Here is a 21,391-nt window from a genome sequence, read left to right on the forward strand (position 1 = left end):
ACGGCAAGAGCCGAACATAACAAGAACTCTCAGCGAATATCGGGCGATTTCAGTAGCTTGTTGGCGCTGATGAGACAGGGAGATACACTCAGAGTTTACTGTTCTAAGGACACCCCATCCGCCACCGCCTCAAAAACCTTACAGCCCGTTTTGAAAGTCAGGGTGATGGCAGTCGCTTTCGGCTCGGGTGAGCCAAAGCGGTGCGCGGGGCGTCATGCTGGTCAGCTTTGCCTTACGGACGCTCGCGACCGACCATCACGACCCGGACTCGCCCGTTCTCATAGCTGCTGATGCGCGCGGTGTTTGGGGACGAGCCGGAAGAGATGCGGATCAGTTTTGCTCCTTGCTTGACCCAGGGGGCACCATCGCCGGGGAGATCCGCCACCTGTGCGGACGCGGTCATCGGTGTGTTGTGGCGCACCAGGGGGAGTGCGCGGGAGGGACGGAACCCCTCCCATGCACCGCGGGCAACGGCATCCGCAGCGCCGCGGCCCCGGTAGAACAGGTGGTCGCCGATGCGCGTGACCATGTCCATGGAGCCGTCGCTCGACCAATCGGGTGAAACATACCAGGCGTGAAAGAACATCGCGCCCAGGCTGGGGTCCGCCCCCGGCTCCGGCTGATCGAGCGATTGCACGGCTTGCTGAGCGAGTTGGACCGCCGTGCGCCACGCCGAAGCCTCCGTCGGCGGGTTTCGGCGCTCCAATGTCCAGGAGAACTGGGCGACGGTGGCGCCCGTACGGGCGCTGCGACGGGTTTCCCAGACCACCGCGCAGATGGACTTCGGGTAGTTCGGCGAGCGCAGGCGGTTGAGCGTCACCATGGCCACCGCCAACTGGCCGGCTTCGCTCTGGTCGCGGGCCTCATAGTAGATGTTGCAGGCAAGGCAGGTGATTTCGTCCGGCCCCGGACCGGTGCAGTCCGCGGTCTCGGCCAGAGCAGGGCGCACCAGGATAAGGGCCAGCACACAACTCGCGGCAACGACCATCGTCCGGGCGCGCCGGATCACGCGGAATCCAAAGCTGATCATGGTCCGTCCAGCGGGCGGACGGCGCAACCGGCGCCATCCTTCGTGGGAGGGGATGCGGCTCTTAAGCGCCTACTGACCCGAAGGCCCGTTGGTGGTCGTCACGGACGGGCGGCTGGAGCCGTTCCCCGGTTCCTTGACCTTGCCCGTCATGTACCGCTCCATCGCCACGTTGGCGCGCTCACCCGGAACCGTGGTGGGAATACCCACATCCGGCGACAGCGGCAGCGGCAAGATGTGCACCGCCATGTTGTTGCGCACGGTATCGCCAAAGGTCTGCGGCGGGATGGGCGCGCTCTCGGGGGAGCAGGCCGCGGCCAGCAGGACGGCTCCCAACAGCGTCACTCGCATTGTGCTCATGTCCGTCCCTCACTTGATCACGTAGCCGACGTTCCCGGCGAGCCCTGCCCCAGGGGGCATGGAGGTGCCGGCCGCGCTGTTCTCACCCGGAAGCGGAGCCCCATCGGTCCGCCCGTTGAGGAAGAGTTGCGATTCGGTCGGCGGGCGGAAGGTTTCCGTCGGCACCCGCAGTTGGCCGGGCCGGGCCGGGCGGGCCAGATAGGGGGTCACGATGATGACCAGTTCGGTCTCTTCACGCTGGAAGTTGGCGCTGCGGAACAGCGCGCCGAGGATGGGCACATTGCCGAGGCCCGGAAACTGATCGACCGAGTCCGAGAAGCTGCTTCGAATAAGCCCGGCGATGGCAAAGCTCTCGCCATGCCGGAGGTCCACCGTGGTGTTCGCCCGGCGGACGGTGAGGCCGGGGATCACCAGACCGGTCACGGTGATCCCGTTGACGCGGTCGATGGCGCTGACCTCGGGCTTGACCACCAGATTGATGACGTCACCGCCGACCACGGTCGGGGTGAAGGCCAGCTTCACGCCGAATTCCTTGAATTCGATGGTGATGCGGTTGACGCCGTTGACGCTGTCGACGCCGACGGGGATCGGGAACTCACCACCCGCCAAAAAGCTGGCGGTTTCGCCCGACATGGCGATCAGGTTCGGCTCGGCCAGGGTCTTGATCACGCCCTTCTGCTCCAGCGCGTCGAGCATGGCGTCTATGGTCCAGTTGCCGACAGCCGCCACCCCCCTCGCCACGGCGAAGGGGGTCAAGGCCGGAACGATGCCCGTCGCCAGGGAAAGCGCGGTGCTGCCGGCGGAATACTTGATGTTCGTCGAGATGCCGAGTTCCTTCGCCGCCGACCGCTGCACCTCGGCGAAGCGGACCGCCAGCATCACCTGCTGACCTCCCGACAGGACCATCATGTTGGTCACCTTGCCGGGCGCGAAGCTCTCGGCGATGGCCAGCGCCTGCTTCAGCTGGCTGCCGCTGGACACCGGCCCGCTCAGCACCACCGACTCGTTGGCGGCGCGAACGTCGATCCGCTCGTTGGGCATGATCTCGTGCAGGCGCTGTCGCAACGTCGGCAGGTCCGGCGTGACCGTAAGATCCATGACCGAAATCAGCTGCTTGTTCTCCCCGTACAGGGCGAGGCTGGTCGATCCGAGCTTGCGCCCGAGCACGTAGACCGAGCGGTCCGACAGCGCCATGACGTCCGCCACCTCCGGGCTGCCGACCAGGATGTCGTTCACCGGGCGATCGACGCGAATCACACGCGACTTATGGACGGGCAGCTGAATTTCACTGGAAAGACGTGGATTGGCTGCCTCCACACGGACGCTCGGTTCCGCGGCGGCGACAGGCCGTCCATTGGGGACCAGCAGGAGAAGAGCGCAAGAGAATATGACAAATGGCCGAGCGTTCATTGTTTCCGCCTCAGTCAACGTTCGCGCCGCCTAATGAGTAGGCAACACCCGACACACGCCCGGTAGGGGTCGTGCAAATGAGCGTGATAGAAATGTGGCAAAGCACCGAAGGGTCTTGCAATCCACCTTAGGGCAACATCCTAAGGCTTATTGCCTCGCCATTTCGCTAGCGCGAAACGAAAGGGAATAAAACTTTTCTCAGGGTGCCGGCCCTTGGTCATCGGGCGGCTCCTCGGCAATGAGGATGCCGCTGTCCGGGGCGGGCGTAGGGATCACGGCCGGGCGATGGCGCACCTTCACCGTGACGTCCAGCAGCAGTTCGGGGTTCGCGTGGATGGCCACGTGCTGCACGTCGAGGCTGGAGAGCAGGGAGCGGTAGGCGTTGAGTGCTCCGGCATTGCCCAGCGGGACCTTGATCCCCAGGCGCAGCCCCGGCGGCTCCCTGGAAGGCCGGGGCGGCCGCAACTCCGTCAGGCCATGGTCGCCACCGGCGACGATGTGCACGACCGGCAGGGGGCCGCCCTCCGTGGGCTCGGGCGAGCGGATGTCGTCCCCCGTCACGGCGATGGACACGCGAATCGCGTAATATTCGGGCCGTATCGTCTCATCGAGGACTTCGATGAAGGTGACCATCGACTCGGCGCGCTGGGGGGATACGCTGGCGGGCCGCACCATCGCCGATTTGACGGCATCCTGCATGGCGCGTTGCAGCGCGCGGCGGCGGGCGTCGGGATAGACGGGGGCGCGTTCCTCGATGAAGATGTCGCGGACGACGGCCGTGCCGGCCAAAGCGCGGGAACCGGGGAAAATCAGCAGAGCCGCTGAAATGGCAAACGCCGCGTGCGCGAGGCGCACCCGGCTTTTCCACCAAGGAAGCATGTCGCTCCGCTCCCGCTGTGCGTGGCACCATGGGCACAACGCACAGCGGCGGGGATTGCTCCCGGCGGAGTCGGATCAACTGGTTGGGGCGAGTGGCACGGGGGCCGACGGCTTGGCGGCTTTCGGCGGCGCCTTGGCGGAATCCGGCCCTGCCGTTCGCAGGTAGGTCAACCACCGCAGGTTTTCGTTCGCCCGCTCGAAGTGGCGCGGGCTGGTCTGGACCGCGCGGGAGAGATAGGTCTCCGCCGACGAATAGTCGCCGCGCAGCAGGGCCGCATAGCCGACGTTGTTGAGTGCGACCGGCATGGCTTCGGACGGGATGGCCGTCAGCGCTCCCTCGTAACGGCCTTGCAAGGCGTTCGCCAGGGTCAGGTTGTTGCGCGCCGCCTCCAGCGTCGGGTCGATCTTCAGCGCTTGGCGGAAGAGCGGAATCGATCCGGCGTGGTCGCCCCGTTGCAGGAGCGAGTAGCCGCGGTTGTTGAGGATCTCCGCGCCGCCGGGATTGGATTGCGCAGCGCGCTGGTAGCACTGGTCCGCCTGCGCCCAATTACGCTTGCGGTCGTTGCTGAGTCCCAGGGCGTTCCACGCCCGCCACAGCGACGGGTCGGCCTCCACCGCCTTGGTCAGAAGCGCGTGGGCGGCGGCCTCGTCGCCGGTGAGCAGGGAGGCGATCCCGCGCCCCTGAAGCGCTTGCGGCTGCTCGGCCGTCTGCTCCGGCCACGCCGCGTAGGCCTGGAGAGCAAGATCACCGCTGCCCATGGCGATGTAGGATTCGGCAACGCCGGTAAGGGCGCGCGGGTTGTCGGGCTGCACCCGCAAGACGGACTGGAAGTTGCCCAGGGCCGCGTCGGGCCGCCGCTCGCGCAGTTCGTTTTCCGCCTGGGCCAGCGTCGGGTTCACCTGATCCGGCGCGATCTGCCGAACGCTCATGTCCTGGGAGGCGACCGGCACAACGCTGCCCATACTGCCTGCGCAACCGGTCGCGATCAATGCTGCAGGAACCAGAACCAAAAGATGCTTCCAGGCTCTCGTCATCTCTCGCGACCTCGCGTGTTCAGATCAATCAGGTATAGCAGGGCTCCCTCAAAGGAGGCATCAGATAACCCCATGGGTCAATTCGGCCGATTGTCATCGGGCCAGCCGTCGGGGCCTTGCTGCCAAGGGTCATAGTGTAGGCGTATTCTCTACAAGTCGTATCACGCCATAGGCAGGTAGGCCAGGGTTCCCACGGCGATGGCGACGCCATAGGGCACCGGCGCATTGTGCTGGAGCAGAAGCGGAAGCGCCCCCTCACCGCCCGAAGCGACCGCGAAGCGCTGCGCGACGCCGCGTGCCGCCAGCAGCAGAGCCGCGAACACGCCGCCGGCCATCGCCATCCAGGTGATCTGCGCCGGCACCAGCGCCGGGGGAATCCAGAGCACGGCGGCGGCCAGCAGCTTGACGTCGCCCCCACCCATCAGGTTGCGGGCGAACAACACGAAGCCGGCGGCGAACGCCAAGGCCGCCGTGACCAGATGCGAAAATGGGAACGGTGGCCCGATGGCAAGCGACCGGAACACGAAGAGCACGGCAAGGCCGGCGCAGATGGTGTTGGGAATACGGTAGCTCCGAACATCCCAGGCGGCGGCCACGACTAAGAGCGCCGAAGCGGCGATAAGAAACAGCTCGTTCATGAATGCCTCCGAAGGCCGGCGGTCAGTTGCCGGCGAGAGCGGGCAGAAGCGCGCCTGAGATGCGGATGACAGACGGGGTGATGATCACGATCAGGAACGCCGGCATCACGAAGCCGGCGAGCGGCAGCACCATGCGCACCGGCAGCTTGTTGGCGTGCTCTTCGGCACGGAGCAGGCGCTTGCGCCGCATTTCCGAGGTGTAGACGCGCAAGGTGTGCGCAACGCTGACGCCCATGCTCTCGGACTGCACGAGCAGGCTGACGAGCGCCGTCACCTCTTCGATGCCGACGCGCTCGCCCATTTTGCGCAAAGCGGCTTCGCGGCTGGCGCCCGCCTGCATTTCCTGGGATACCATGCGAAAATGCTCGCACAGCAGCGGGTGCGCCTGATCGAGTTCGTTCGACACACGGACCAGCGCGGCGTTCAGGGCAAGCCCCGCCTCGACGCAGATGAGAAGCAGGTCCAGCGCGTCGGGAAAGGCTTCCCGCACCGCTCGCTGGCGGTCGCTGATCCAACTGTTCAGCACGATCGACGGGCCGAAGAAGCCGGTCGCGAGCGCCGCCATGCCCAACGTGTACATTTGATGGACCGGGAGCACGCCCACGGCCACGGGGATTGCGATAAGCGTAGCCAGCGGCAACGCCAGGGCAAGCCCGACGCGGATCGCGTAATAGACGGAAACCGCATAGCGGCTGTAGTACCCGGCCTGCACGAGGCTGCGCAGGACAGAGGAGCGCTTCTTGTCGTCCTGCGGCGCCAGCGAGCGGTCGAGCCGCCGCAGCAGCGAGCGCGCGCTCTTGTCCTCGTAGCTGAGGGATGTCGCGCTCTTCTGGGTTGCGGCGAGCCCCAGCCGCTTCTCCATGCTCGGCGCCGCGGGCCGCACGGCCAGGCCGCCCATCACCAGCAGGACCACGGCGGCGAAGATGCTGAACAACAGGGGAAGGTCAGAACCGGAGGCGGCAAGGGAAACCTGTTCGATCACGGTGTTCATTACGCCCTCCCCGATCACATGCGGAAGTTGACGAGCTTGACGATGATCGCCACGCCCAGGACCCACAGGACGCCCGCCAGCGCCATGGCGGGAATGAACATCGGATCGTCGGCGACGTCGCCGAAATACCCCTTGGAGATGACGTTCAGGCCCGCCGCCGTAAGGAGCGGCATCAAGGCCACGACAAAGGCGCTGGAACGCCCCTGCGCGGTGATGACCATCACCTTCATCTTCATGGTGAAACGGTCGCGGATGACGGACGCCAGATTGGACAGGACCTCGGCGAGATTGCCGCCGGTCTGGTGCTGGATCTGCACGGCCACCATGAAGAACGCCAGATCGGGGTGCGGAATCCGGCCCGTCAGGTTCTTCAGCGCCACGTTGATGTCGAGGCCGTAGGTCATCTCGTCGATGACGATGCCGAACTCCGAACCGGCCGGGTCGGGCATCTCGCTCGCCACCATGCCGAGGGCCGAGGCGATGGGATGCCCGGCATGCAGGCTGCGCACCATCATTTCGAGGGCTTCCGGCATCTGCGCGCCGAACTCCTTGAGCCGCTGCCGGCGCCAGTGCATCAGCACCAGCGCCGGCACCCCGCCGCCGATCACCGCCGAGGCGAGGAGCACCAATGCGAACGGCAGCGTCAGCGTCGCCGACAGGACCGTACAGGCAAGGGCGCCGACCGCGAGGCAGATGACGGCCACACGCTTCGGCGTCACCGTCAGGCCCGCCTCGCGGATCAGCCGCTCCACGGCCGGCACGACCCGCACGATCACCGCGGAGGCCGGATCGAGGTCGGCGCGCCGCAAGGTGCCGAGGACCGTGTCGCGGTCCTTGCCCGAATTGATCAGTTGCAGGCGGCGGTTGATGGTGGCCGCGGTCCCTCCCCGCGCGTCGCGGTACAGGTAGAACAGCCCCTCGACCAGGAACAGCGTCGCGCCGAACAGCAGCAGATAGGTGAACTGGATATCCGACAGGAAATTGGTCATGCCCGCCTCCTCAACCGTGGTGGCCGGTGGTGGAGAACAGGCGCGTGGGAACGTCCTGCCCGCACGCCACCAGATGGTCGAAGAAGTGCGGCCGGACGCCGGTAGCGGCGTAATGGCCCTGCACCGTCCCATCCGCGTCCACGCCGGTCTGGTTGAACCGGTAGATTTCCTGCATCGAGATGACCTCGCCCTCCATGCCGGTGATCTCGCTGAGGCTGATCATCCGCCGGCGTCCGTCGGCGAAGCGGCGGATCTGCACGACCACATGCACGGCCGAGGCGATCTGCGCGCGCATGGAGCGGGTCGGCAGATCCAGCCCGGCCATGCCGATCATCTGCTCCAGGCGGCCGAGCGCGTCGCGGCAGGTGTTGGCGTGGATGGTGGTCATCGAGCCGTCATGGCCGGTGTTCATGGCCTGGAGCATGTCGAACGCCTCGCCGCCGCGCACCTCGCCGACGATGATGCGGTCCGGCCGCATGCGCAGCGCGTTCTTGAGCAGCTCGCGCTGGGCGATGGCGCCCTTGCCTTCGATGTTCGGCGGACGGGTTTCCAGGCGGACGACGTGAATCTGCTGGAGTTGCAGTTCCGCGGCGTCCTCGATGGTGACGATGCGCTCGCGCGGGTCGATGAAGCTGGACAGCGCGTTCAGCATCGTCGTCTTGCCCGAGCCGGTACCGCCCGAAATCAGCACGTTGAGCCGCGAGCGCACCATCGCTTGCAACAGATCGGCCATGTCCTGCGTGATGGAGCCGATGTTGACCATCTTCTGCATGTCGAGCGGGATGCGCGAGAATTTGCGGATCGACACCAGCGAGCCGTCCACCGCCACCGGATGGATCACCGCGTTGACGCGCGAGCCGTCGGGCAGGCGCGCGTCAACCGTGGGCTGGGACTCGTCGATGCGCCGGCCGACCTTGGAGACGATGCGGTCGATGACGCGCCGCAGGTGCGCCTCGTCGCGGAACTTCACGCGGGTGAGTTCCAGCGTGCCCCGGCGCTCGACGAAGATCTGGGCGTGCGTGTTGACCAGGATGTCCGAGACGGTCGGGTCCTTCAGCAGCGGCTCCAGCGGCCCGAGGCCCAGCAGCTCGTCGACGATGTCGTTGGTCAGCTGGGCCTGCTCGGTGGCGCTGAGCGCTTCCTGCGCGTCGTCCAGCAGTTCCTTGACCAGTTCGTTCACGTCGCGGGTGATCTCCTCCCGCTCCATCTTTTCGATGGCACCGAGGTTGATGATCTCCAGCAGCTTGTGGTGCAGCGTCACCTTCAGGTCGAGGTAGCGCTCGCTGTGCTCGAAGCCGGCGATTGCCAGGGCGGCGGCCCCGATGCCGGTCGGGCGCAGCGGCTGGATCACGCCTCCCTTTGGGCCACCGGCTGGAGCGGTGGGCAGCGCGCGTTCGGGGATTTCGGCAGCCGCGCTGCCGGTACGGAAACGACCAAACATGGCGGCTCTCCTCAACGCGCGGCTTTGAGCGACAGCAGGGGAAGAAGGGCGCCGACGCCGGAGGTGGACGCGGCGGACCTGACGGCCTGAACCTGCGGGGCCTCCGGCGCGGTCAGCGTCAACGCGTGCTCGACGATGCTGCGGACGTCCTTTTCGATGACGCTGTTGCGCTTGATCGCGCGCAGCGGCTTTCCGCCCTCGCGGGCGGCGTCGGCGGTCTCGTCGTCGCGCCGGACGGTGAAGGCGATATCGTGGCCGAGCGCCTTGGCCGCTTCGCGAATCTGCTGGCGCCAACCGCTGCCCCACCCCGGCTCGACGCGGTTCGCCACCACCAGCCTCGGCAGCGCCTCCAGCCCTTCCTCGGCCAAGAGCTTGAGATGGCGGCGCGCCCGCTGGACGCCGGAGACGTTCGGGCACAACACGACGGTGGACAGCGCCGAGGCGGCAAGCACGCTGGGCGTCCAGGCGGCCCAGGCGTGCGGCAGGTCGACCACCACATGGTCGTATTCCTCGCGGGCGAAGGACAGCATCCGCTCCACGGTGCCGACGGTCAGCGCGTCGAAGGGGATGATCTCGCCGGGCGCGGTCAGCACGTCGAGGCCGCTCTCGTGGTGGGCCATCGCCGAGAGGAACAGCGCCGGGTCCAGCCGCGACGAGGCGTCGAGGATCTGGCTCAGCCCGGTGACCGCACCGAGGTCGAGCGCCAAGGCGACGTTGCCGAACTGCACGTCGAGGTCCAGCAGACAGACCTTCGCCGGACGCCGCTTGTCGCGCTGGACCAGTTCCATCGCCGTCTGGATCGCCAGCGTCGTGGTGCCGGCGCCGCCGCAGCTGCCCTGGAAGGAGAAGACGCGCCCGCGGCTCTGCGGCAGGGCATCGAGCCGGACGCGGGCAAGCTCCAGCGCCTGCGTCAGATCGGCGATGTCCATGGGCCACGGCACCACGTCGACCACGCCCAGGTGCATCAGCTCGCGCACGTCGCCGATGGTCGCGTCCTGCACCACGGCGATCAGCGGCTGCCCGCTGGCGCCGGCAAGCTGCGCCAGCATCCGGCGATCCTCCGGCTGCTCGGTGCGGCACTCCACGACGAGGATTCGGTTGGTCGCCGCCCCCGCGGCTGCGGGGATCTCCGGCCCGGACACGACCTTGGTCTCGACACGCACGCCCGCGATCCCGGAGAGCGCGGAGCGCATGTCGTCGGCACAGGCGTGGGATTGGGCAATGGCGAGAACGGACAGTATGCGTTTCATATGTCTTCTCCTTTATGCCTTTAAGACTGGAGGTCTTCTCCGGTCAGCGTCGCCCGGAAATCGGGCATTTGAACCGTGTCGCCGAGCGCCCCGCCGAAGAGGGTCCTCACGAGCCCACCCAGGGCGACGAAGGTGAACGTCATGTTCTGCAAGCGCACCGTGACGTCGGGAACCGGCATGCCGCGGCCGACGTAGCCCAGCCCGGTTCCCGTGTATTCGACCACCACGTTGGCCGGCGCCACGCGTGCGTAGACGCTCTGCATCTTCGCGACGATGGCGTTGAAAGCGGTCGCGTCGCAGCCGCCCGCACCGGCCGAGCAGGTGCGCGCCCAGGTGGACGACCCGGCGACCTGGCGGCAGGGCGTCCCCACCGGTTGCGACGTGTTCACGCCGCAGTCCGGCACGGCGGTGGCCGCCATGTTCGACGTGACGGCGAAGCGGACACCCATCTCCGTGGCCTTCTCCGCCAGAATCCACTGGGCGAAGAGGTTTCCGAATTCCATGATGCCCAGCGTCGTGAGGAAGATGATCGGGAACACGATGGACATCTCCACCATGGCCGTTCCCCGCTCATCGCGCCGCAGCTTGCGTTTCATCGCAGCCCCCTACTCGCCGATGTGAACTTGCTGGTGCGACGCCCCCAGGCGCATGGGGCCGAGCCCGAGGTATCCGAGCAGCCCGAGGTCCTGGTAAGGGACGTTGGCGGACACCGTGATCAACTGCACCGGACGGCCCGACCAGTTGGAGCAAGTCGGGTCGGCCACGGTGAAGGACGCCTCGGTCCAGCCTTTGACCAGCGCGGTCCCGCCGCTCAACTTGCCGGTCATGGCGAGGTGCTGCGCGGTGCTCCGCGCGGCGGCCCAGTTGGGATCGGTGTTGGCCGGACAGGCCAGGGACACGCGGGCGAGATAGCGCGCGGCATCGCGCACGGTCTTGGCCAGGGTGTGCTGCTGCTGAAGCGCGCGCCCCGCCTCCATCAGGCCGAACAGCAGCAGCATAATGACCGGAAGGACGATCGCGGTTTCCACGATGGCGGTGCCGCGGCGGTCCCGGCGCAGACGTACCAGCAACGGGCGCATGGGCTGTGCGGTCATCGTCTCACCTGTAGAGCTGGACGATTTCATGCAGCACGCTGTCCTTGCCGGCCCGCGCAATGTCGATGATTTCGATGACGATCTCATCGCCGGGCGAGCTTTTCACTGGCTCGGGCAGGAATGCCTTGCCGACGGCGGCTATCGGGACGTTGTCGCGATTGCCGTTCAACTGGTACTGCGAACAATTGATCATCGCAAAGTAAAGAACCCGCCGGTCCGGCCCCTGATTGAGGGTCGATTTATCTCCTTTGTAGCAATAAGGCCGTCCATATTTTGTATAGTCGACATTATCAATTTCATGGCGATACATTTCGTAACGCGTCATGCTTGAAGTGGCGGTGCACCCAGACGGCGGAGTGCCGGTATGCTTGCTGTCACTCCAGTATTTTGCGCAGTCCCACACGCCGTTGCCGATGCGGTTCGTCGAGGACAGGTTCATATCGCGCGTCAGGAGTTCCCCGTCCGGATCCGGCGTCTTGTTGCAGGAAGGGGTGGTGTAGTGGAAGCCCTTGGCAACATTTTCGGCCGGACGGTAATCGGGGTTTTTGGCGTCGGCGGCGCTCCCGAAATAGGGGTTCTCGTAGATGTCGAAGCGCGTGTTGATGCCGCCCTTCACCGGGGTCGCCTGACCCGGACGAAGGTTCACGGTCTTGAGGTTGAAGCACAGGCTCGGCGATGCCGAAGCCAGGTTCTGGGCCACGGCCGCCGTCCCGTTGCCGGAGGCGGTATCCAGAAGCCCGAAGTTGCCCGGCCCCCACTGGGAACCGGCGCCGGCGGCCTTCAGCAGCACCTCGCGGCCGCGCCACACGGCAGGGTCGAGAAGCGTGCTGCCGTTGGCCGAACCGTCATCCGCCGGGTTGCAGATCCAGAGCGGCGGAATGTTGCAGGCGGTCTGATCCACACCGGCGATGGCCGTCGCCCGCGTGGTGCTGGTCGGCGTTGCCCCGACGGCGGTCATGAAGAAGTTCTGCTGGCTGAGCGTCTCCGTCGTCACTTCGACGAATTTCGCCTGCCAGGGGTCGCCGGTGACGTAGGCGTCCGGCGGGGCGCTCGACGAGCCGCCGTTGAGTTCCGGCAGGCTGGTCAGCATCCGCACGTTGGTGATCTGCACCGTGCCGCCGGTGCTGGTCGAACCGCCCTTGGTGACGGTGGCGTAGTTCTGCCGGTTGGTCACCCCCTGCTGGGCGGCCTGCCAGATGGCGTCGATGACCGGCTGGGGTTTGGAGGTGTCGGCGCCGGGCGCCTGCACGGCCGCCGCCAGGGCGGTGACGGCGGCCAGGGCCGAGGCGTCGGCGGCGGACTTGGCCTGGGTGTTGGTGGAGACAAGGCGTCCGACGTCGACTGCCAGACCGGCGAAGCCGAACAGCACCGCCGCCAACACCGTGAAGTAAAGGAACACCGTACCCTGGTCGTCGCCGGCCAGATCCGAGACAGACCGCAAGCCGGTGGGGGCAAGCCAGTTTCTGCGGCGCATGATGGCAGTTCCGTGAAAGTGATGCGGTTACGGAGCGGTCTTCGCGTTCGGGTCCGTCCAGGCGACCCGCTCGGACGTGCGCGGCGGCTGGGCCGGAGCGGCGGGAGCTGTGTTGGATGTCGGCTGGGGGATGCGCTCCGGCGTGACTTCCTGCGTCGACTCATCGGTGCCGCGGAGGATGTGCACGCTGTGCATCCGAGTACGGACCGGTTCGGCCGCCGGCTCGCCCGCGACCGGCGCGGGTGCCTGCGCAAGCAGTCCGTTCACGGTGATCCGGCCGGAGTCGGCGACCTCGGTGTTGCCGAAGTTGCGCAGCGCCAGCGCCAGATTGCCGACCTGCGCGGCGAGGGTCAGTTTCTGCGCCTCGTCGGGCGTGGCTTCGAGCGTCACAGCCTTGGCGACGACCGGCTTGTCCTTCTGGCTGTCGACGAACTGGTCGATGGCGAGCACCTTCAGGTTCTGCAACATCACGTCGGAAACCGGCGGGGTCTGCGAATGCGCCGACTCCGCGGCACCTTCCGGCCGCGTGAAGATCACATCGACGCGGTCGCCGGGCAGCACGAAGCCGGCCACGCCCTGCACGTCGTTGACGCGGATCGTGACGGCACGCATGTTCTGCGCGACCAGGGCCGACAGCGTCGCCCGCCCGCCGAACCCGGAAACCCGGTTCTTCAGCACGACTTCGTTGACGCCGATGTCCCGAAGGGCGACACGGCGTTCGGTGCCGCCGAGAACATCGTCGATCGCTGTGAAACCGCCGTCCGGCACCGCGTCACTGGGCCAGTTCATGACCCGCAGGTTTTCGCGGTTCAACTCGTCACCAAAACGCAAAGGCAGCTTGGCGACGACCACGGTCGTCATGGCCTGGGTCGGCGCCTGGGGTGCCGCGGCGACGATCTGCGGACGAACCTGGCGCTCAAGCCAGCCGCGTGCCAGAAACACCGCCGACCCGCCCATCACACAGGCAAGGAGCAGCATGAGCACCGCTCTCTGTCGCATTGTCTCTCCTCCAACCGGCTGCTTCCGAGCATGTCTGTGGCGGCGACAGGGTGACTGCCGCCGCCACGGACCGCGGATTTTGCGAAGGGACCGGGCCGCTTACTGGAGCGTCCCGACGGCAGTGCCGACGCGGGTCAGCACAGTCGACACAGGACCCTGCATGCTGATGACGGCGGTGAGCGCAGCAGCAGAGATCACGCCAATCCAGATGGCGGTCTCGACCAGCTGGGTGCCGTTCTCGTCCTTCTGGACGCGGGAGAACAGGCGAGCAATCGGGGAAATGAACTTCGACATGTCTTTGTCCTCTTGTCTGTAATCTGGGTTTTTGTCAACGAAGCTTTTGTTCCGGCCTCGTGATGTTCAATTTAGTTTGGATAATGTCTGCTGGCAAAGTCGCGTTCGTCTAGTTCCCGGAGTCTTCCGATGCCGCCAAAAGCGCCTCTTCGCTCCGGCTTGTGTGCACCGCAAGGATGAGGGGTTTCGCGAATGGCAGCCCAAAATGGGCGCCCGGATAACACTCAACGCTATGCATTCCACCGGGTCGTAAGAGGTTCGAGAGCCTTCGGCTTCAGGGCGGGCCGCATCAGCCGGCCCGGTGAAATCGGTTGGCGCCCGGCGCCGGACGGCTTAGATCCATGACGACCCGACTGGAGCCAGCATGACCGACAATCCCTTTTTCGCGACCTGGACCACGCCCTTCGGCCTGCCGCCCTTCGACCGCATCCGTCCCGAGCACGTCCCGCCGGCCTTCGACCGCGGCATGGCGGAGAACATCGCCGAGATCGAGGCCATCACCCGCCAGTCCGAACCGCCGACCTTCGCCAACACGGTCGAGGCGCTGGAGCGCAATTGCCGGCTGCTGAACCGGGTCAGCGGGGTGTTCTACAATTTGAACTCCTCCAACACCTCCGACGCGTTGGAAGCCATCGCCCGCGACTACGCGCCCAAGCTGGCGCAGCACCACATGCGCGTGGCGCTCGACCCCGACCTGTTCGCCCGTATCGCCGACCTCTACGCCCGGCGCGACGACTTGGGCCTCGACGCCGACCAGCATCGCCTGCTGGAGCGCATGCACCTGGACTTCGTGCGCAGCGGCGCCGCCCTGCCCCCGGAGGACAAGGCGCGCATGTCCGCCATCTCCGAACGCCTGGCGACCCTGCTCACGCTGTTCAACCAGAACATCCTGCACGACGAGCGGGAATGGCATCTGGTCCTCGACGAGGGCGACCTGGACGGCCTGCCCGCCTTCGCCCGCGCCGCCGCCGCGCAGGCGGCCAAGGAGCGCGGGCTGGAGGGCAAGTACGTCGTCACCCTCTCCCGCTCCTCGGTCGAGCCGTTCCTGACTTTCTCGGCACGCCGCGATCTGCGGCAGACGCTCCATCAGGCGTGGACAGCGCGCGGCGGCCTGCTTGGCGAACACGACAACACGCCCCTCATCCGCGAGATCGTCGAACTGCGCTCCGAGCAGGCGCGGCTGTTGGGCTACGCCACCTACGCCGACTACAAGCTCGACGACACCATGGCCAAGGACACCGCGGCGGTGGAGCGCCTGCTGCTCCAGGTCTGGGAGCCGGCCAAGCGCAAGGCGGCGGCGGAGCGCGATGCGTTGCAGGCGCAGGCGCGCGCGGAGGGCCTGAACGCCGCCATCGAGCCGTGGGACTGGCGCTACTACGCCGAGAAGGTCCGGCACGCCAAATACGACCTCGACGAGGCAGAGGTGAAGCCGTACTTCGTGCTCGACAACATGGTGCGCGCGGCCTTCGACACCGCCGGGCGGCTGTTCGGCGTGAGCTTCGTCGAGCGCCCGGACCTCCCGGTCTACCACCCCGATGTCCGCGCCTACGACGTGCGGGACGCCGACGGCGGTCACATCGGGGTGTTCCTGCACGACAATTTCGCGCGTCCCGCCAAGCGCTCCGGTGCCTGGATGAGCGCCTACCGCGTCCAGGAGAATTTCGATCGCGCGGTGACGCCGATCATCGTCAACAACAACAACTTCGCCCGCGGCGAGCCGACGCTGCTCAGTTTCGACGAGGCGGAGACGCTGTTCCACGAGTTCGGGCACGGCTTGCACGGCCTGCTGAGCCGGGCGCGCTATCCGTCGCAGTCCGGCACGGCGGTGCGGCGCGACTTCGTCGAGTTCCCCTCACAGGTCTTCGAGCACTGGATGTCGGCGCCGGAAACCCTGCGGACCTACGCGCTGCATTACCAGACCGGCGAGCCGATCCCTGAGTCGCTGCTGGATCGGCTGCTCGCCGCCCGCACCTTCAACCAGGGCTTCGCCACGGTGGAGTACACCGCGGCGGCGCTTCTCGACCTCGCGTTCCACACGCTGCCCGACCCGAGCGGACTGGACGTGGCGGCGTTCGAGCATGAGGTGCTGACCAGGATCGGCCTGCCGGCCGAGATCGGCGTGCGCCACCGCCCGCCGCACTTCCAGCACCTGTTCGGCAGCAGCGGCTACGCGGCGGGCTACTACGCCTATTTGTGGGCGGAGGTGCTGGACGCCGACGGTTTCGAAGCGTTTCAGGAGGCCGGAGACATCTTCGAGCCGACGCTGGCGGCGCGGCTCAAGGACATCTACTCGTCCGGCGACACCCGCGACCCGATGGAGCTGTACACCGCCTTCCGCGGCCGCGAGCCACGCATCGAGCCGCTGCTGAAGCACAGGGGGCTGGTGGGGGCGTAAAAGCCCTCAGCGCCGCCTTGGCCCGAACCGCTTCCGCGGCGCTCCCCGGAACCCGGCGGGCGGGGCGGCCTCCCGCCGCCGCGCCCGCGACGCCAGCAGCTCGGACAAGCGCCGCCCCACCGCCTCGCGGGTCGCGCGGACGCGCTCGCGGTCCGGCAGCAGGTCGGGAAACTTGCGGGCCGCCCAGTGGTACAGGTCGCAAGCGCGCGACAGCCCCTCCAACGCCTCGGCGTCCAGGCCGTCGATCCGCCCCGGCACCACGCGGCCGAGCGGCAGCGCCTCGCCCGCCTCCACCGCATCGAGGATGGCGCCGAGCACCCGCGCGTCGGCCGCCTCGTCCAGATCCGCCGGCACCAACAGAAGGTCCAGCCGCGTCGCCAGCCCCAACCGCCGGGCGTCGAGCAGCACCGCCACCCGCCGCATCGCCGCCAAAGGGCTGACCCGGTACGGAGACCCGGCCGTGCGGGCGTCGGCGAAGCAGTCCACCAGCAGCACCGTCTCCTCCGTCCCCAGATGCCCGGCCAGCCGCCGCAGCATCGCCCGCGTCGGGCGCACCGCCAGCGGCGCTTGCGCGCGCAGCCGGTGGTCGGCCTGCTCCAGCAGCCGCCGCAACGCCTGCGGGGTGCCGCGACCGACGACGCCGAACTCCCCGGCCTCGTGCTGGCCGAAGCGGCCGGCGCGACCGGCGATCTGCTTGACCTCGGTCGCGGTGAGGGACCGCACGCCGCTGCCGTCGAACTTCTCCAGCGCGGTGAACAGCACGCGCCGGCACGGCAGGTTGAGGCCCATGCCGATGGCGTCGGTGGCGACCACCACGTCGGCCTCCCCCGACAGGAACCGCGCCGCCTCGCGCCGCCGCACCGCGGGCGCCAGCGCCCCGTACACCGTGGCGACCGACAGGCCGCGCGCCAGCAGCGTGTCGCGCACGCTGTGCACCTCGCGCCGCGAGAAGGCGATCAGCGCGTCGCCCACCTCCACGTCCGGCCATTCCAGACGGCGTTCCAGCAGGGTCAGCGGTGTCTTGCGCTCCAGCTCGATCACCTCCAGCGGCTCGCCCAGATGCGCGGCGACGCGTTCGACCAGCGGGCGGGCTTCAGGCGCACCGAGGATGTACAGCGTGTCGGCCGGCGCGCCGATCAGCGCCGCGGTCCACGCCCAGCCGCGCTCGGGATCGGCGAGCATCTGGATCTCGTCGATCACCGCCACCTCGACCGGCCGGTCGGGGTCGAGCATCTCGATGGTCGAGGCGGTGTGGCGGGCGCCGGGAACGCGCTGTTCCTCCTCGCCGGTCAGCAGGGTCGTCGGCGTTCCCTCGGCGTTGAGGCGTTCCATCACCTCCAGCGCCAGAAGTCGCAGCGGCGCCAGATAGACGCCGTCCCGCGCCGCCTTCAGCGCCTCGATGGCGCGGTGCGTCTTGCCAGAGTTGGTCGGCCCGGTCACCAGCACCAGCCGCCGGCCCATGCCGCGCGCCACCGGGAACAGGCTCTCGAAGCGGGCGAAGTCGAAATGCCGGTCCACATAGGCCCTGCCCCGCGCCTCGGCACGCTCGCGCCGCCATGTGTCGAACTCGCGGTCCCAGCGGGCCAGCAGATCCTCCACGCCGTCGCGGTTGCGAGCGGCGCGGGACAGGCGGTCGGCGAGGGTCGCGAAGGTCCAGGAATCCGCCGCTTCGCCGGCTTCCTCGGCATAGGCGCGCAAACGCGCGGCGGTGAGCGACAGCGCGTCTTCCAGCGCGGAGGTCAGTTGCGGGTCTCCCTCCAGGCGCCCGGCCATCTCCTCGTCGGTCAGATCGGCCAGTTCCAGCGCGTCCAGCGTGCGCGAAACCTGAAGGCGGACCGGCGCCGGCATCCCCGGCCAGCGCAGCTCGTCGGCCATCGCGGCGCGCACGCGGGTGCGGTCCTCGGCGGGGTGCAGCGCCGTACGCCCTCCCTCCAGCGCGCGACGCCCCTGGGCCAGCAGCGCGTCACGCCGTTGCGCCCGGTCGATGGCGCCGTGGATCTCGCGTGCGATGGCGTCGCGGCGCTCGGCGGGGACCAGCAGGTCGCGCTTGCCCTTGGGCAGCGGCAGGCCGAGCGGCACCAGCCCCGCCGCTTCCGCCTGCTCAACGCGCGAGAACCGCGTGGCGCCGAGCGTCAGCACCTCCGGGTGGGCGCTGGCGACGGCAAAGACGAGGTTCGGGTCGATGTCGGGGGTCATGGCCGCCGGACTTTAAGCGCCACCGCACACGCGGGCCAGCACGATTCTGGCCGCCGTGAGGATCGCCGTGCCGACCTGTTTGAAGGTGGACCTCTGTCCCGAACGCGAGAGGGAAACCATGGGCGACAAGCAGCAATCCCCGGAAAACGCGCAAGACAAGTGGAAGGGCATGAAGCCCGACGACCCCAGCATGACCAAGCGCGACGAAGCCCGTCCCGGCACGCCCGGCACCGGCGAGGACATCGACCCGAAGACCGGCGAAAAGTTCATCGAAGGCATCGGCGGCGGCTGACGAGCACTCCCCTCTCCCGCCTCGGGAGAGGGCTTTTTACCGCGCGTGCGGCAGGCGGCTCATCAGGCTGATGGGCAGCAGGAACAGCGCAAGGTTGGTCCACGAGAACTGCGACTGGCGCGGCTCGTACGCCGCCGGTTCCATCCAGCCGCCGTGCGCGTCGTGGCGGTCGTCGATCGGGTGCAGCAGCGCCCCATCGGTCTCCGGCGCCGGCCGGTTCTCGAACATTTCCCGCTCGATGAGGTGCGCGGCGGCGGACTCGGCCAGACCGGGCGCCATGGCGTGCTGCAATTCGGCGAAGCGGCCGGCGCCGCCGACGAACACCTCGCGCTCGGGTTTGACGGACAACTGCACGATGGTGTCGGCCACGATCTCCGGCGCCGTCACCGGCCCCGGCGGACGCACGGCGCGGCCGGTGTAGTTGGCGGCGTGCTGCCATAAGGGCGTGTCGATGGAACCCGGCATGACCGTGCAGACTTGAATGCCCGGCTCGTCCACCAGCTCCTGCCGCAGCGTCTCGGAAAAGCCGCGCACAGCGAACTTGCTGGCGACGTAGGCGCTGGCATAGCGCTGGCCGACGGTGGAGACGACCGAGGCGTTGTTGACGATCACCCCCTCCTCGCGGTCAAGAAAGTGCGGCAGCACCGCCCGGCAGCCGTTCACCGTGCCGGTGAAGTTGGTGCGCATCACCTGCTCGAACGTTTCGACCGGGGTTTCCTCGAACCGGCCGAAGGCGATGACACCGGCGTTGTTCACCCACACGTCGATGCCGCCGAACGCCTCGATGGCGCGCCGGGCGAGGTGGTTGACCTGCTCCTGGTCGGTGACGTCGGTGGGCACCACCATGGCCCGCCCGCCGGCGTCCAGGCACTCCTCCGCGGCGTCGTGCAGCGCCGTGTCGCGCCGCGCCGCCAGCACCACCGTGGCGCCCTGCCGTGCGAACGCCGCGGCCGTCGCCCGTCCGATGCCGCTGGAGGCCCCGGTCACCACCACCACCTTGTCTGCAATGCGCGAAGCCATGGCCCGCCCCCGCTCCCGTCGTTTTCCACCGCCTGCCGGTGTCAACACCGGAACACGGCGACGGTTGCGCGGACCGTCAAAGGCGCTACAGTCCCATTCGGCATCGAATCGGCTTAAGCAGGGGAGTACGGGCGTGGCGGCAAGGGAACTGGATGTGCGGGGATTGTTCTGTCCGCTGCCGATCCTGCGGACTCGCGCACTTCTCGACACCATGGCCGAGGGCGAGGAGGTGATGGTCTACGTGACCGACCCGGCGTCCGTCATCGACTTCCGGCACTTCTGCAACATCACCGCCAACGAACTGGTCTCGCACGAGAAGCGCGACGAGGTGTTCGTCTACCACATCCGCCGGCACGTCTGAGGAGGCTCCGCGATGACCACGCTCGTTCCCATGTCCCCGCCGCCGTTGCGCCCAGGTGCGGTGGTGCACGGCCCTGGTTCCGAGCACGTCGACAGCCTGCTCGACCGCTTCACCACCGAGTTGAAGCGCCGCGGCTTCCGCGTCGGCGGCGTCGTCCAGCGCAACTACGGCTCGCGCGACGACTGCGCCGACCAGATGGAACTGGTGGACGTGGCGACCGGCACCGCCTTCGGCATTTCGCAGAATTTGGGCCGGGAATCGCGCGCCTGCCGCGTCGATCCCGCGGGCGTCGCCGACGCCAGCCAGGCGATCCGCCGGGCCATCGCCGAGCACGCCGACCTCATCGTGGTGAACAAGTTCGCCGGGCTGGAGGCGCACGGCGAGGGCCTGTCGGACGAGATGCTGACCGCGATCTCCGAGGGCATCCCAGTGCTGACCAGCGTCGGCAGCCGCTTCATCAACGAGTGGCAGACCTTTGCCGGCGGCTACGCCGACCTGCTGACGCCGGACATGGACACGCTGTGGCGCTGGTGGGGGCCGCACCGGCTGTACGAGGACCTCGTGCTGGGCGTCGAGGATGCCGAGGTGAAACGCGTCGTCATCGGCGCCAAATGGATCATGGTCGAGACCGTGGCCGGCGCCGTCGGCCTCGCGGCCCGTCCCTCCGCAGCGGCGGACGCGGCGGTGCCGGCGCCCGTGTCCTGGGCCGGCTGGAGCCTGACGGCGCTGGCGGCGCAGGCGGCACGCGGCTGGGACGCGCTGGAGATCGCCATCGGCGTCGCCGCGCTCAACGCGCACTACAACCACGCCGCCCAGAGCGGCGCCACCACCAACGGGTTGGACCTGTACTCTGGAGTCGAGGGCCGCGTGGTGGTGATCGGCGGCTTCCCGAAGATCAAGGAGCGCCTGCCCGCCGCCCAGGTGATCGAGATCGACCCGCGCCCCGGCGAGTACCCGGAACCCGCCTGCGACTGGCTGCTGCCCGGCGCCGAGGCCGCGGTGGTCACTGCCTCGTCGCTGGCCAACCGGACGCTGCCGCGCCTGCTGGCCGCCGGGCGCGGGGCAAGGCTGGCGCTGGTCGGGCCGGGCACGCCGCTGACGCCGCGGCTGTTCGATTACGGCATCGAGACGCTGAGCGGCTTCGTGGCGGTGGACGTGCCGGCGCTAGCCGACGTAATCCTGGCCGGCGGCTCGTCCAAGCAGTTCCATGTGCATGGCCGCTTCGTGACGCTGCACCGGGCTTGAT

General features: G+C 68.0%; 21 protein-coding genes. 4 read left to right on the forward strand and 17 right to left on the reverse strand.

Annotated features, from left to right (window positions below):
* Positions 1 to 232 precede the first annotated feature (232 nt).
* From ACSVDD_RS02620 to ACSVDD_RS02690, 15 genes are all read right to left on the reverse strand, one after another.
* Entirely contained in the window at positions 233 to 1,030 is a 798-nt protein-coding gene (locus tag ACSVDD_RS02620) for a cell wall hydrolase (RefSeq protein ID WP_448187730.1), read from the reverse strand.
* Positions 1,031 to 1,099: 69 nt separating this feature from the next.
* Positions 1,100 to 1,387: a hypothetical protein gene (locus ACSVDD_RS02625; protein ID WP_448187731.1), complete on the reverse strand. Its 288-nt coding sequence runs from the start codon at positions 1,385 to 1,387 to the stop codon at positions 1,100 to 1,102.
* A 9-nt stretch (positions 1,388 to 1,396) separates the two neighbouring features.
* The gene (locus ACSVDD_RS02630; protein WP_448187732.1) at positions 1,397 to 2,797 is read right to left on the reverse strand and encodes a type II and III secretion system protein family protein; all 1,401 of its coding nucleotides are present in this window, start codon (positions 2,795 to 2,797) and stop codon (positions 1,397 to 1,399) included.
* Positions 2,798 to 2,995: 198 nt separating this feature from the next.
* Positions 2,996 to 3,676, reverse strand: coding sequence for a hypothetical protein (locus ACSVDD_RS02635; protein ID WP_448187733.1), 681 nt, complete (start codon positions 3,674 to 3,676; stop codon positions 2,996 to 2,998).
* A 75-nt stretch (positions 3,677 to 3,751) separates the two neighbouring features.
* Entirely contained in the window at positions 3,752 to 4,639 is an 888-nt protein-coding gene (locus tag ACSVDD_RS02640; protein WP_448187734.1) for a tetratricopeptide repeat protein, read from the reverse strand.
* A 233-nt stretch (positions 4,640 to 4,872) separates the two neighbouring features.
* Positions 4,873 to 5,349: an A24 family peptidase gene (locus tag ACSVDD_RS02645; RefSeq protein WP_448187735.1), complete on the reverse strand. Its 477-nt coding sequence runs from the start codon at positions 5,347 to 5,349 to the stop codon at positions 4,873 to 4,875.
* A gap of 22 nt (positions 5,350 to 5,371) precedes the next feature.
* Positions 5,372 to 6,340 carry a type II secretion system F family protein gene (locus tag ACSVDD_RS02650; protein WP_448187736.1) on the reverse strand — a complete coding sequence of 323 codons (969 nt, stop codon included), beginning with the start codon at positions 6,338 to 6,340 and terminating at the stop codon, positions 5,372 to 5,374.
* A gap of 14 nt (positions 6,341 to 6,354) precedes the next feature.
* The gene (locus ACSVDD_RS02655) at positions 6,355 to 7,329 is read right to left on the reverse strand and encodes a type II secretion system F family protein (protein WP_448187737.1); all 975 of its coding nucleotides are present in this window, start codon (positions 7,327 to 7,329) and stop codon (positions 6,355 to 6,357) included.
* 10 nt (positions 7,330 to 7,339) lie between these two features.
* Positions 7,340 to 8,770: a TadA family conjugal transfer-associated ATPase gene (locus ACSVDD_RS02660; protein ID WP_448187738.1), complete on the reverse strand. Its 1,431-nt coding sequence runs from the start codon at positions 8,768 to 8,770 to the stop codon at positions 7,340 to 7,342.
* A gap of 11 nt (positions 8,771 to 8,781) precedes the next feature.
* Entirely contained in the window at positions 8,782 to 10,020 is a 1,239-nt protein-coding gene (locus tag ACSVDD_RS02665; RefSeq protein WP_448187739.1) for a CpaE/TadZ family protein, read from the reverse strand.
* Positions 10,021 to 10,040: 20 nt separating this feature from the next.
* Positions 10,041 to 10,616 (reverse strand): TadE/TadG family type IV pilus assembly protein, encoded by a 576-nt coding sequence (locus tag ACSVDD_RS02670; protein WP_448187740.1) that lies wholly within the window; start codon positions 10,614 to 10,616, stop codon positions 10,041 to 10,043.
* A 9-nt stretch (positions 10,617 to 10,625) separates the two neighbouring features.
* On the reverse strand, positions 10,626 to 11,114 hold the full coding sequence (locus tag ACSVDD_RS02675) for a TadE family protein (protein WP_448187741.1): 489 nt from the start codon (positions 11,112 to 11,114) through the stop codon (positions 10,626 to 10,628).
* A gap of 4 nt (positions 11,115 to 11,118) precedes the next feature.
* Positions 11,119 to 12,588 (reverse strand): pilus assembly protein TadG-related protein, encoded by a 1,470-nt coding sequence (locus ACSVDD_RS02680; protein WP_448187742.1) that lies wholly within the window; start codon positions 12,586 to 12,588, stop codon positions 11,119 to 11,121.
* 27 nt (positions 12,589 to 12,615) lie between these two features.
* Entirely contained in the window at positions 12,616 to 13,566 is a 951-nt protein-coding gene (gene cpaB, locus ACSVDD_RS02685) for a Flp pilus assembly protein CpaB (RefSeq protein ID WP_448187743.1), read from the reverse strand.
* A gap of 120 nt (positions 13,567 to 13,686) precedes the next feature.
* Positions 13,687 to 13,881: a hypothetical protein gene (locus tag ACSVDD_RS02690; RefSeq protein ID WP_448187744.1), complete on the reverse strand. Its 195-nt coding sequence runs from the start codon at positions 13,879 to 13,881 to the stop codon at positions 13,687 to 13,689.
* Positions 13,882 to 14,245: 364 nt separating this feature from the next.
* On the opposite strand from ACSVDD_RS02690, the gene ACSVDD_RS02695 reads away from it, so the two are divergent.
* Positions 14,246 to 16,276: a M3 family metallopeptidase gene (locus ACSVDD_RS02695; protein WP_448187745.1), complete on the forward strand. Its 2,031-nt coding sequence runs from the start codon at positions 14,246 to 14,248 to the stop codon at positions 16,274 to 16,276.
* Between the two features lie 6 nt (positions 16,277 to 16,282).
* Here ACSVDD_RS02695 and ACSVDD_RS02700 read toward each other — a convergent pair whose 3' ends face one another.
* Positions 16,283 to 18,472 (reverse strand): helicase-related protein, encoded by a 2,190-nt coding sequence (locus tag ACSVDD_RS02700; RefSeq protein ID WP_448187746.1) that lies wholly within the window; start codon positions 18,470 to 18,472, stop codon positions 16,283 to 16,285.
* A gap of 118 nt (positions 18,473 to 18,590) precedes the next feature.
* On the opposite strand from ACSVDD_RS02700, the gene ACSVDD_RS02705 reads away from it, so the two are divergent.
* Complete coding sequence (locus ACSVDD_RS02705) at positions 18,591 to 18,764, forward strand: hypothetical protein (RefSeq protein WP_448187747.1); 174 nt, start codon at positions 18,591 to 18,593, stop codon at positions 18,762 to 18,764.
* A 36-nt stretch (positions 18,765 to 18,800) separates the two neighbouring features.
* Here ACSVDD_RS02705 and ACSVDD_RS02710 read toward each other — a convergent pair whose 3' ends face one another.
* Entirely contained in the window at positions 18,801 to 19,784 is a 984-nt protein-coding gene (locus ACSVDD_RS02710; RefSeq protein WP_448187748.1) for an SDR family oxidoreductase, read from the reverse strand.
* Positions 19,785 to 19,917: 133 nt separating this feature from the next.
* On the opposite strand from ACSVDD_RS02710, the gene ACSVDD_RS02715 reads away from it, so the two are divergent.
* Together ACSVDD_RS02715 and ACSVDD_RS02720 are read left to right on the forward strand one after the other, a co-directional pair.
* Positions 19,918 to 20,145: a sulfurtransferase TusA family protein gene (locus ACSVDD_RS02715; RefSeq protein WP_448187749.1), complete on the forward strand. Its 228-nt coding sequence runs from the start codon at positions 19,918 to 19,920 to the stop codon at positions 20,143 to 20,145.
* A 12-nt stretch (positions 20,146 to 20,157) separates the two neighbouring features.
* The gene (locus ACSVDD_RS02720) at positions 20,158 to 21,390 is read left to right on the forward strand and encodes a DUF2478 domain-containing protein (protein WP_448187750.1); all 1,233 of its coding nucleotides are present in this window, start codon (positions 20,158 to 20,160) and stop codon (positions 21,388 to 21,390) included.
* Position 21,391: the final 1 nt, after the last annotated feature.

Source organism: Azospirillum terrae (assembly GCF_053470425.1).